Here is an 11634-nt window from a genome sequence, read left to right on the forward strand (position 1 = left end):
TTTCAAAAATCGTTAAGGCGTACAGCGCTCGTAGCATCAACGCGCGGCCGACTCCATCCGTGTAATTTCCGTCACTTCGACGGTCACAAACCCGAATTCTTCAGTCACGATACCGCGTATTTTGTAAACACCTTTGACCGACGCATTCACTTTGGCGGCGGCCGTGGGGAAATGGACGGTGTCGATAAATTGACCTTCATAATCCAGGAACGTACCGAATTGCATCGATTCGCCACGTGCCGTCCGGGTGTTTTTGAGCGCAACCAGATATCCATACTGGACCACTTCCTGATTCACATAATTTTGAAGATCGCGCGCCATCACGCTTTTGGGTAATGGGTTTTTCAACAGATTGAATGGGCTGCAAAGCGGAAAGCCAAGCAATTCGATCTGATCGTAGGCATCGTCGAGAATGGACGAATGGAATTCTGGGAGTTCAAAATCTTTGATTTCGGTATGAAACAGTTGCTTTTGAGGTACTTTGACCGGCGTGGTACTCAGCCTGAAATGCGCTTTCCAGAGCAGTGTTTTCTTCCCAATGCCTGTGAACCTGAATGCATCGATCCGGATCAGGATGGTGAGCTGTTCAATGGAGATGGGTACACGGTCAAGGAAATCGTTGAGCGACGTAAATGGCCCGTCCTGCCTGCGGGCGCTGAGGATCTTGTCGATGGTTTTCTCTTCCAACGCATTCAGAAACTGCATTCCGAGGTAAATCTCTTGCCCTTCGATGGTTGCCTGGGCTTCGCTGTGGTTCACACACGGCGCATGTACGAGCGCCCCGAGCATGCGCGCCTCGTGGATGTAGAGCTCGGGCGCGTAAAAGCCGCCGCCATTATTGAGGACGGCCACCATAAATTCCAGTGGAAAGTAGGCTTTCAGAAACAATGTCTGATAGCTTTCGACGGCATAGGACGCGGAATGCCCTTTTGCAAAAGCGAATCCGGCGAAACTGGCGATCTGGTTCCAGATTTCCATTGTCATTTCCTCGTCATAGCCCTTGCTCCGGCAGTTTTTGAAATACTTCTTTTTAACGCGCTCAAACTCTTCACGTCCCCGGAATTTCCCGCTCATGCCGCGGCGGATCACATCGGCCTCGCCCAATGTAAGCCCGGCAAAATAGTGCGCAACCTTGATTACGTCTTCCTGGTACACCATAATGCCGTAAGTCTCTTCCATTAGTTCCAAAAGGCGCGGGTGCGCTTCGTTCCGTTTTTCGGGATGGCGGTGGCGCAGGATATACTCACGCATCATGCCGCTCTTGGCCACGCCCGGCCGGATAATGGAGCTGGCTGCCACGAGCCCGAGGTAGTTGTCTACTTCCAGTTTTTTCAACAGCATCCGCATCGCCGGAGACTCCACGTAAAAGCATCCAATGCATTGTGCCTGCCTGATCAGGTCGTTGATTTTCGGGTCGGTTTTGAATTTCCTGACATCGTTAATATCAAAATCCGTTGCCTCCGGGCGGTTGTAACGAATGATTTCAAGGGTTTCCTTGATCTTCGCAAGCCCGCGCTGGCCCAGGATATCATATTTGTTCAAGCCTACATCTTCGGCAATCACCATGTCGAACTGGGTCGTGGGAAAGCCTTTCGGCGGGACGTCGGTGGCAGTAAAATAATGCATGGGCCGTTCCGAAATCAGGATTCCGCCTGCGTGGATGCTCAAATGGTTCGGCTGGTTATTGGTTTGCAAATAATCGGCGTACTTAATCACGAGTGCCGACAGCTGGTCGAGCTTTTTCGGATCGTACTTTCCATTGCTCAGTGCATCGATTTCATAGGCTGGTAAACCGAAAACTTTTCCGAGCTCGCGCACGGCCGAGCTGTGTTGGAACGTGCTGTACGTTGCCAGCAATGCAGCCTGGCCGTTTTTGCCGTAAGTATCAAAAATATAGCGGGTCACGTCCTCGCGGTCCCGCCAGGAGAAATCGATGTCGAAATCGGGTGGGTTTTTACGGTGAAGATTAATAAACCGCTCGAAATACAGATCCAGCTCGATCGGGTCGACGTTGGTGATGTTGAGCAGATAGGCGATGATGCTGTTCGCCCCGCTACCACGGCCGACATAGTAATAACCCTTCCGGCGGGCATAGTTCACAATGTCCTGGTTAACGAGAAAAAAAGGCACGAAATTCTGCTTCCGGATCATTTCCAGCTCCTTCGCTATCCGGTCGAAAATTTCATCGGTAATGTTGTCGCCGTACCGGTAGCCAAGCGCCTGGTAGCTCATTGATCTCAGCCGTTTGAAATCTTCTTCTTCGCTTTTACCGAATAGTTTCAGGTTTTGATGTTCACGTTCATTGCCGAAGCTGAAATGGATATTGCATTCGTTCATCAGCTTGCGGGTATTGTCGAGGATCGCGCGGAAATCCTTTTGTTTGAAATGATATTCCAACACTTTCGCCTGCACGATCTGCTCATTTTCTTTAGCCGTTTCAGAAACCGACAGCTTGCTCAGCAGGGTATTGCCGTCGATAGCCCGTAACAACCGGTGCGCATTGAATTCCTTCTTGTTCCGGAATGTGACGGGCTGCTGGATTACGAGCCTGTCCCTGAACCGGTGTAGCGGCGAGTAATGCAGTTTGTCAAGGTCCTGCATAGAAATGCCGATGTACTCATTCGGCCGGAATTGTTCGCGGCGTTCTTTGTTGAGTTTTTCAAATGGATATATAATTGCTACGTGCTCCATTTCAGGCGCGTGGTCGGGAAACGGGGCGTTTGTTAGCTTTTGCGCCGACAGGTAAGCATTCAATGTTTGAAAACCAATGTTGTTCTTCGCCAATGCCACAAACTGCTGCGTCACGCCATTGCGGAAATCAATCCCGACAATCGGTTTAATATCGAACCCGGGCGCCATGCGGATAAAATTCAGGCACCCCGACGTGTTATTAATGTCCGTCAGCGCGACACAGTCGTACCCGTGTTCCCTGCAAAGTGTAAGGAGTTCATCCTCAGGAATAGTCCCGAAGCGAAGGCTAAAATAAGAGTGACAGTTGAGTAGCATGAGTATTTGAAAAACTGAACTGAATGCTTACCTTTGGCGTTACTAACGCAACCCGATATGATTCTCGATTTCTCGTCCAAGGACACCGAAAAAATATGGCTTGGTGAAAGGGTTGCGAAGTTGCCGCTGGAAATTCAGCAGATAGGTAGAAGGAAGTTGAGAATGCTCCATAACTCACAAAACCTGGCAGATCTTCGCATTCCTCCTTCCAACCGTTTGGAGAAATTAGCTGGGAACCTGAAAGATTTTTACAGCATACGGATTAATGATCAATGGCGGATTGTATTTAAGTGGCTTGATGGGAACGCTTCCGAAGTAAAAATTATCGATTATCACTGATTCCGATGGACACATTAAACAACATTCATCCCGGCGAAATACTGCTCGAAGAATTCCTCGAACCGATGGGTATTTCTGCTTACCGGCTGGCAAAGGATACGGGCATTCCGCAGACGCGCATCAGCGAGATCATCAAAGGGCGGAGACGTATCACTGCCGACACTGCGCTTCGTTTCAGTAAATATTTTGGAACCACACCCAAGTTTTGGCTTGGATTGCAGGACGATTACGATCTGGAAGAAGAGCAGCATCTGATTTCTGTTGAATTAAATAATATAAAGACTTTGCAGCCCAAGGCGGCCTGACCTGCGCTAAGCATTCCTATGTGCCGGAACAATGGGCGGTTCGCCGTTGAACGGGTTTCCCATGGCGCCAATGTCGGAGATTCCCATGGTACTGGCCCAGGTCAGGATCTGGTCGCCGTCCTTGTTATAGGCGTATTTGGTTTTAATATAATCCATGGCCTGGTACAGGTTCAGCCGTTCTTCGGTGTCGTCGAAAAGATTGATCTGATAGTTTCCTGTCACCAGGTCGCTGAAACTGACCCCTACCAATCTCACCATCGTGCGCCGGTTGTAAAGCTGGTCGAAGAGCCGTTCTACATGGGGGATCAGTACATGATCCGCCGAAGTGTAGGCGATTTTCAGCTGCCTGGAAAACGTATTGAAATCGGAATAGCGGATTTTTACCGAAACGCAGGAAGTCAGTTTTTCGCCCGTCCGCAACTGGAAGGCCAGTGTTTCGGCCATTGCCCTCACCATCTCACGCATTTTCCGGACATCGCCCGTGTCCTTCCCGAACGTCCGCTCGCTGGAAATCGATTTGCGCTCGTGAAAAGGAATGATCGGAGAGTTGTCCAACCCATTTGCCCGGTTCCAGAGGGCAACGCCGTTTTTGCCCAAAACCTGCCCCATTATTTCCATAGGCATTTCCTGAATCGTTTTCACATATCGGATTCCCAGGTTATTAAGTGTCTGATTCATTTTTTCGCCTACCATCGGGATTTTCTGCACCTCCATTGGCGCTAGAAAGACTTTTTCCGTACCGGGTTCCACCCGAAGTTGGTTATTAGGCTTTGCTTCCCCTGTTGCCACCTTGGAAACAAGTTTGTTAGTTGACAGTCCAAAGGAAATCGGCAGACCGGTTTCTCGGATAATGCGTTGCCGCAATTCGCTTGCCATTCCATAGCAATTGAAATATTTGTCCATCCCCGATAGGTCCGCATAAAACTCGTCGATACTTGCCTTCTCGAATACAGGTACATTCTGGCTTATTATCTCACTCACTTCCTTCGAATGTTTGGAATACGTTTCGCCGTTGCCACGAATGACGGTAGCCTCCGGACAGAGCATACGCGCCATTTTCATCGGCATGCCGGAATGCACGCCGAACTGCCTCGTTTCGTAACTACAAGCCGCTACTACACCACGATCGCCGGTGCCGCCGACGAGTATGGGTCTGTTTTCAAGCCGGCTGTCCTGCTTGCGTTCTACGGATACGAAAAAGGTATCCAGGTCAAAATGTAGTATCGCACGATCCACTGATGTTTGGATTTTTTACAAATTAATGGATTTATTCCAAATATATGGATCATATCCATTTATTGAAAGGAATTATTCCAAAATTTTTGTAAGTTTGGAGAGTCAAGACATTGTTAACCGTTAGTCATCACACATACCCTATGGCGATTGATGAAGAATTCAGACGTTTCAAGCAGATCAGGGAAGAGCTCAACCTGACCCAGGCGGCATTTGCCGAAGAACTGGGGATCAGTGCAACCACAGCCGACATAGAGCGGGGGCGTACGCGCATACCCGGGCAGGTGGTGAAGGAGCTGCTCAAAAAATACCACATCAACCCGCTCTGGCTGTTTGGGGACAGTTCCCAGAAATACCTCCACGCAGACAAGGTATTCGTCAATCCGAAAGTTGTGACGGTCGATCAGGCCGGAAAGGATAACATTGTGCTCGTCAGTGCCAAAGCGGCGGCAGGGTATCCCAATAATATCGGCGACGCGCAATGGTTTGAAGCCTTGCCCGCCTTCACGATCCCGCTGCCCGAATACCGTAATGCGACATTCCGCGGTTTTCAGGTGGAGGGCGACAGCATGACGCCCGCTATACAGTCCGGAGAGTGGATTTGGGCCCGTGCGGTGGATGACTGGGATGGGCTGAATGATAAGAACATGTATGTGATAGTAACTGTTGATAGTGTGCTGGTCAAGAAGATCAGGAAAGAAAAGGATTCTCCTTTTGTAAACCTGATATCCCTTAACCCCGACTATGCTCCCATACGCGTCGACCGCAACGAGATCCGCGAAATATGGCAGGTCAACAGTAAGCTGTCCTTCGATCTGGAAGCGGACAAAACGGAAGTGAGTTTGCAAAGCCTGCATCAGGAAATGCGGGAGTTGCGGCAGGAAATGAAGAAACTGGTGAAATAGGGTTGCCGAATTATTGGGATCGAACGGATTGAGCAGGAGCAGGTTTTCGATTCCGGCAAAATCCGATGTATTGCTTGTAACTAACGTGATCTCGTGGACGATTGCTGTGGCGGCAATAATAGCATCGGGTAGTTCCAAATTGTGTCGTCTCCGCAGTTCGGCTGCTTTTTTCCTAATATCCTTTTGGAGTTCAAATGAGAGTGATAAGTCTACAAATAAATTGACCAAATCAAGGTCAAATTGGGTGGCTGTTTTCCAACTAAAAAGCTCTATTTCGGTGATTACTGAAAAACATATTCGCGCGTTTTGGGCAAGCTCATCTACCACCTTTTCCGCGTAAGGCGGAAGATGTTGTTGAACATAGTAAATGGCGATATTTGTGTCCCAGAGATAGGCCTGATTCATTTGCCGCGCAATTCCTTTAATTGACGTTCAACTTCTTCGATCGGTTGCTTGGTCATTTTGCCTTTCAGGAAACGTATGGCGCTTGTGTCCTTAATTTGCAGGGTGCTTTCGTGCAGACGAATCAGGTTTAGATTTTCAAGGTTCTTTAAAAGATCGAGCGCCTTTTCGTTGAGGATATCGATTTTGATGGTGTGTTGCATAGCGTGATAGATTAGCTTTTTATGATTATTCAAAGTTAATCAATCAATATTGCAATCCAAAAGGACGTCGCTTCTACACCTCTTCTGAAATCAATTGCTTCTCATATAGCTCCTTATAAGCCCCATTTAGCGCCATAAGCTCCGTGTGGGTTCCTTGCTCAACAATGTGACCGTCGTCCAGTACCACAATTTTGTCGGCGAGTTTGGCGGAGGAGACGCGGTGGGAAATGATCACGGAGGTACGTTGGTCCATAATCCGCTTCATGTTGTTGAGAATAATGTTTTCGGTATTGGTGTCGACAGCTGAAAGACAGTCGTCGAGGACAAGGATTTTGGGGTCGCGGGCGATGGCGCGTGCGATTGACAGCCGTTGCTTTTGGCCGCCTGAGAGGGTAATGCCTCGTTCGCCGAGCATGGTTTCGTACCCCTGCGGGAAGTCTTTGATGTTGTTGTAGAGATCTGCGTCTTTCACAGCCTGCTCGATCCGTTCAAAAGGCATGTCCTCGGTGCCGAACCGCACGTTGTTCTGAATGCTGTCCGAGAACAGGAACACATCTTGCGGCACGTAGCCGATCTGGCGACGGTAACCATGGACATCGTAGTCCTTCATCGGAATGTCGTCGATGAGAATCTGGCCTTCGGTGGGATCGTAAAGCCGGCATAGCAAATGCGCCAGCGTGCTTTTTCCGGAACCGGTCGTGCCGAGGATCGCTACGCTTTCGCCTGCGTCTATCGTCAAATCGAAATCATGTAATGCTTTAATGCCCGAATCGGGGTAAACAAAGCCCACGTGACGAAAAGTAACTTTTCCGTTCAGCGGCCTGCTGATGTTTTTCTCAGAAACGAGCGTCGTTTTTTCATTCAAAAACTCGTTGATGCGGAGTTGAGACGACGCGGCGCGCTGGATCTGGCTGGTTGTCCATCCCAATGCCATTACCGGCCAGGTAAGGATATTGACGTACAATATAAATTCGGTGATATTACCCGGCGTGAGGCGGCCGTTGATGATTTCCTGACCGCCGATAAAAATGACCAGGATGTTGCTCAGGCCGATCAAAAGGAGAATGATAGGATAGAAGAACGCATCGACTTTTGTAAGGCCCAGCGACTTGTTTTTGAATACTTCCGCCTCCTTTTGGAAATTGGTAAAAGAACGGCCCTCCTGGACAAAGGATTTGATCACGCGTATGCCCGAAAATGCTTCCTGTACGTAGGTTGAAAGTGCCGAAAGCTGCTTCTGAATTTCCTGCGAACGTTTCATTATCATGCTGTTGACCACGTAAACGCTTATCGAAAGAACAGGCAGTGGCAGTAACACATAGAGGGTCAGCTTGGGGCTTACCGAGATCATATAGGATATGACGAGGAAGAACAGCACGATCAGGTTAATGCCGTACATGAGCGCCGGGCCGACGTAAATGCGGACGTTGCTCACGTCTTCCGAGATCCGCGCCATGAGGTCGCCTGTGCTGTGACGGCGGAAGAATGCGGCTGGAAGCGTCTGGTAATGCTGGTAGATGTCGTTTTTGAGTTCGAATTCGATGTGGCGGGACATGACGATGATCGTTTGCCGTACCAGAAAAAGGAATATTCCTTTTAGCAACGCCATCAGCAGGATCAAAAAGCCGTAGAGCAGGATGCTGAACGCGAAAATGTCATACATCTCGCTTTGAAGCGATACGCCATTGAAGAGGTAGTAAATGTCGAGTGTTTCGATCACCAGGTCGAGCGCGTAACGCACCAGTTGGGCAGGGATAATGCCGAAAAGATTGGATATGATCGTAAAAATGATACCCAGAATGAGGTACCATTTATATTTCCACAAATATTTGTTTAGGGATTTTAGTGCTTTCACCTGTTCAGATTTTTGTCGATGGCGCAGGACGCTTTCTGAGCAACATCCTATTTTACCAAAACGTTGCAAAATTAAAAGGACGGGCTTCAATTTTCCGATTGTGAACAAAATAGTCTAATTTTGCGGTCGATTTTAAAAACATCCCATGCAGGGTACGCACAGAATGGCCCCTGCAATACATGCAGATACGTTCTTTGATTTACTGTACCTTTTATCCAAATAGTATTCCGGCTTATGCTGAATAGAAGATTACTAAGAACCAAGGCGGTTCAGGCACTTTATGCGCGGCAGCTCACAGCCGATGCGAACCGTTTACTGGCACTCGACCATATCGAAGAGGCATTTGCACCAGACCTCAACTCCATGGAGTTTCAGGACAAGAAAAAACTCTCGGGAATGAAGCGACTGGCGAATATGACACTAGACGAATTCATCAAGAATGGCAAGCCCAACGAAGACGAAGAAATTCCCGATCGGGTATTGCGAGTGGCCCGAACGGCCTATGAGGCATACAACCGGCAGACTAGTTCGGATGGAGAAAAACTCGTTAGGAGGGTTTTGAATGAGACGGAAACGATTTATGTTGACTTCATCAGGATCCTGTCGATGCTGATCGAACTTTCACACCAGTCAAAAATCGACCGCGAGCGCAGGTACGAAGATCCGGAGGCGCCATTTCCCAAAGAATCGGGACTGGATAGCAACCGGGTGATCAAGGTTTTGCAGGAAGATAAACCGCTTGAAGAGGAGATAATCCGCAGCGGCATCAACTGGACTAACGAAATGAACCTGATCCGGAAGATTTACCGGGAGGCATTGAGAAAGGACGAAACTTACGAAGCATATTGTAAATCGGCGACACATACGCCGGAGGAAGACCAGGAGATTATCCAGCACATTCTGCGCCAGGTTATCCTCAAACACGAGGTATCGCTCGATTACCTCGAACAACGCGATCTTTATTGGGCAGACCACAGCGAACTGATCCGCAGCCTTGCGATCAAAACTTTGCGTACTGCCGATTCTGCCCACACATTCCAGCTAGCGCCGCTTACCAAGGATTGGGAAGAGGATAGGGCATTTGTGGAAGAACTTTGCAAAATCGTCGTGAAGGAAAGCGACCAATATGATATTTATCTGGAAGACCAGCTGAAAAACTGGGAACTGGAAAGGATCGCACTCGTGGACCTTATTATCCTCAAAACGGCCCTCGCGGAACTCATCCATTTCCCGGGTATCCCGGTGAAAGTCACCATCAACGAGTTTATTGAGATCGCAAAAAGGTACAGTACCCCAAAAAGTGGTAAGTTTGTGAACGGCGTCCTGGACGTGCTTTCGGTCAAACTTGCGAAGGAAGGCGTGATCAGAAAAAGCGGGCGCGGATTGATTGATAATAAGTAAAAGCTGACGAAATTGTGGCCGGGTATATTGGAACAATTTTTGGAGGCCATTATAAATAAATGAGCTGACACCCGTTTGCAGCAAAAAAACAGCAGAAATCATGAGTAAAACCAGTAATAGTTTAATCGCATTCCTGACGGGCTGTGCCACCGGCGCGGCATTGGGTATCCTGTACGCTCCCGACAAAGGAGAAGTTCTGAGGACACAACTCACATACAGACTCTCGAAATACCGGGAAAAACTGCAAGAAGTCATTCAGGACCTGGTGGACAAAAAGGATCAGCCTGATAATTTTTCCAGAACGGAAGGCGAACGTGTTGTGAACGATGCACGCGAAAAAGCCGAAAAGCTTTTGGAAGATGTAGACCGCCTCATGGCACAGATCAAAGGCCAGGCCAGCGAATAACATTTATGAAAAAAATAGCTCTTTTCGCGTTTCTGGGATTAGCTGTTGCTTTTTCCGGTTGCTCCAAAAATGAAAAGAACGGCGAGCAAAAACAGGCAAATTCGAAACTGCCTGTTTTTGCTTTGATCGATAGCACGGAATATAACTTCGGCACGATCCAGGAAGGCGCCATTGTGGAACACGAATTCAAATTCCGCAACGATGGTGAATACCCGCTGATTCTCAATAATATCAGCTCTTCATGCGGGTGTACAACGCCCGAATGGCCCAAAGACCCGATCGGGCCGAAGCAAACTTCGAGCATCAAGGTCCGTTTCGATAGCAAACACAAGGCTGGTCCTCAGGTAAAGACCATCACTGTTTATGCCAATACGGAACCGGCAAATATAGAATTAAGGCTGAAAGGTATTGTGAATGCAGCTCCTCAGCCAGCAGCAGCAGATTCGGTAACGGCAAATAAGTAACCGTTGCGTCGCAGCACTTCGTAAAACATTTATACAACCCATCTACTACAATGAATTTTTCTATTTTAGCACAGGCAGCCGGCGGCTCACAAGGCATGATTTACCAGGTCGTAATGTGGGTCGGTATCATCGGGGTATTCTACTTTTTCATGATCCGTCCCCAGCAGAAAAAGCAAAAAGAGCAAAAAGAATTGCTTAACAATCTGAAAAAAGGCGATCAGGTAGTGACAATCGGTGGAATCCATGCCAGGATCTATACGGTAGAGGACGCTACGGTTACGCTTGAGTTGGACAAAGGTGTCAAACTGACGGTTGACAAATCCGCCATTTCGCGTACCATCGCCGGGTAAAACTAATCATGAACGGCATGCATTGCCGCCAATGCATGCATTTTCAAAATTGTTGTGAGTCAAGTCCCACCCAACCAGAACAGGATCAAGACGTTTATAGGATGCTTGCTTGCAGCGTCCTTTTTTTGGTTAATGAATGTCCTCAACAAGGACAATTATTCTCTTAAACTGAATTATCCGTTGTCGATTGAATACGATAATTCGGCTTATGTGCCGATGCAGCCGCTTCCCAAAAGGATTTCGGTGAATGTAACGGGGGACGGCTGGACACTGCTTCAAAAATCCTGGTTGAATTTCAATGCCAATCCGGTGGTATACCGCGTTCAAAATCCGAATGTGGCTAACTTTATTAACTCCACCACGCTTACGGAACAGATCACGGAAATGTTCCCGAACCTACACGTCAACTATGTGGTAGCAGATACTTTTGAACTTAGTTTTGAGCCCAAAATCAGAAAGATCATCCCTATCCGTGTCGATAGCACCGGGATTGACATCCGCGAAGGATATGTGATTTCGAGCTTTATCAATGTATCACCCTCGCTTATCTCAGTAGACGGCCCGGTATCGCAGATCAAATCTTACCCGGATACGATCAAGGTCCGCGTACCGACACCGAAAATTCAGAACAATTACGACGAAAGTCTGCCTATACCGTTGCCGGTTTCCCCGCTTGTGGAAGTGAGCCACCGCGACGTGTACGTGAGCTTCGAAGTCGCGCAGTTCCTCAGCGCACCACCGCAGCAATAGCCTTTAACCAACAAT

Annotated in this window: 12 protein-coding genes and 1 pseudogene; 8 read left to right on the forward strand and 5 right to left on the reverse strand. The window is 48.3% G+C overall.

Annotated features, from left to right (window positions below; translation table 11 throughout):
• Positions 1 to 36: 36 nt before the first annotated feature.
• Complete coding sequence (locus AAHB90_RS20220) at positions 37 to 3006, reverse strand: DNA polymerase III subunit alpha (RefSeq protein ID WP_342087010.1); 2970 nt, start codon at positions 3004 to 3006, stop codon at positions 37 to 39.
• 57 nt (positions 3007 to 3063) lie between these two features.
• Here AAHB90_RS20220 and AAHB90_RS20225 point away from each other — a divergent pair, with 57 nt between their 5' ends.
• Positions 3064 to 3345: a type II toxin-antitoxin system RelE/ParE family toxin gene (locus AAHB90_RS20225; RefSeq protein WP_342087011.1), complete on the forward strand. Its 282-nt coding sequence runs from the start codon at positions 3064 to 3066 to the stop codon at positions 3343 to 3345.
• Positions 3346 to 3350: 5 nt separating this feature from the next.
• Positions 3351 to 3650 carry a HigA family addiction module antitoxin gene (locus AAHB90_RS20230; protein WP_342087012.1) on the forward strand — a complete coding sequence of 100 codons (300 nt, stop codon included), beginning with the start codon at positions 3351 to 3353 and terminating at the stop codon, positions 3648 to 3650.
• Between the two features lie 6 nt (positions 3651 to 3656).
• On the opposite strand, the gene dinB is transcribed toward AAHB90_RS20230, so the two are convergent.
• Complete coding sequence (dinB, locus tag AAHB90_RS20235) at positions 3657 to 4886, reverse strand: DNA polymerase IV (protein WP_342087013.1); 1230 nt, start codon at positions 4884 to 4886, stop codon at positions 3657 to 3659.
• Positions 4887 to 5026: 140 nt separating this feature from the next.
• Here dinB and AAHB90_RS20240 point away from each other — a divergent pair, with 140 nt between their 5' ends.
• The gene (locus AAHB90_RS20240; RefSeq protein ID WP_342087014.1) at positions 5027 to 5788 is read left to right on the forward strand and encodes an XRE family transcriptional regulator; all 762 of its coding nucleotides are present in this window, start codon (positions 5027 to 5029) and stop codon (positions 5786 to 5788) included.
• A 66-nt stretch (positions 5789 to 5854) separates the two neighbouring features.
• Here AAHB90_RS20240 and AAHB90_RS32830 read toward each other — a convergent pair.
• From AAHB90_RS32830 to AAHB90_RS20250, 3 genes and pseudogenes are all read right to left on the reverse strand, one after another.
• Positions 5855 to 6193 (reverse strand): annotated as a pseudogene (locus AAHB90_RS32830) (type II toxin-antitoxin system VapC family toxin); the annotation flags it as partial.
• Positions 6190 to 6393 (reverse strand): hypothetical protein, encoded by a 204-nt coding sequence (locus AAHB90_RS20245; protein WP_342087015.1) that lies wholly within the window; start codon positions 6391 to 6393, stop codon positions 6190 to 6192. The pseudogene AAHB90_RS32830 and the gene AAHB90_RS20245, both read right to left, overlap by 4 nt.
• Positions 6394 to 6466: 73 nt before the next feature.
• Entirely contained in the window at positions 6467 to 8248 is a 1782-nt protein-coding gene (locus AAHB90_RS20250) for an ABC transporter ATP-binding protein (protein ID WP_342087016.1), read from the reverse strand.
• A 234-nt stretch (positions 8249 to 8482) separates the two neighbouring features.
• Between AAHB90_RS20250 and nusB the strand changes: the two genes are divergently transcribed.
• The 5 genes from nusB (at position 8483) to AAHB90_RS20275 (ending at position 11619) form a co-directional block, all read left to right on the forward strand.
• Positions 8483 to 9649 (forward strand): transcription antitermination factor NusB, encoded by a 1167-nt coding sequence (gene nusB, locus AAHB90_RS20255; protein ID WP_342087017.1) that lies wholly within the window; start codon positions 8483 to 8485, stop codon positions 9647 to 9649.
• 100 nt (positions 9650 to 9749) lie between these two features.
• Positions 9750 to 10055 carry a YtxH domain-containing protein gene (locus AAHB90_RS20260; protein ID WP_090151559.1) on the forward strand — a complete coding sequence of 102 codons (306 nt, stop codon included), beginning with the start codon at positions 9750 to 9752 and terminating at the stop codon, positions 10053 to 10055.
• Positions 10056 to 10060: 5 nt separating this feature from the next.
• The gene (locus AAHB90_RS20265; protein WP_342087018.1) at positions 10061 to 10519 is read left to right on the forward strand and encodes a DUF1573 domain-containing protein; all 459 of its coding nucleotides are present in this window, start codon (positions 10061 to 10063) and stop codon (positions 10517 to 10519) included.
• 50 nt (positions 10520 to 10569) lie between these two features.
• The gene (gene yajC / locus AAHB90_RS20270) at positions 10570 to 10869 is read left to right on the forward strand and encodes a preprotein translocase subunit YajC (RefSeq protein ID WP_342087019.1); all 300 of its coding nucleotides are present in this window, start codon (positions 10570 to 10572) and stop codon (positions 10867 to 10869) included.
• A 132-nt stretch (positions 10870 to 11001) separates the two neighbouring features.
• Positions 11002 to 11619 (forward strand): hypothetical protein, encoded by a 618-nt coding sequence (locus tag AAHB90_RS20275; protein WP_342087020.1) that lies wholly within the window; start codon positions 11002 to 11004, stop codon positions 11617 to 11619.
• Positions 11620 to 11634 lie beyond the last annotated feature (15 nt).

Source organism: Dyadobacter sp. OTU695 (assembly GCF_038440355.1).
Lineage (GTDB): Bacteria > Bacteroidota > Bacteroidia > Cytophagales > Spirosomataceae > Dyadobacter.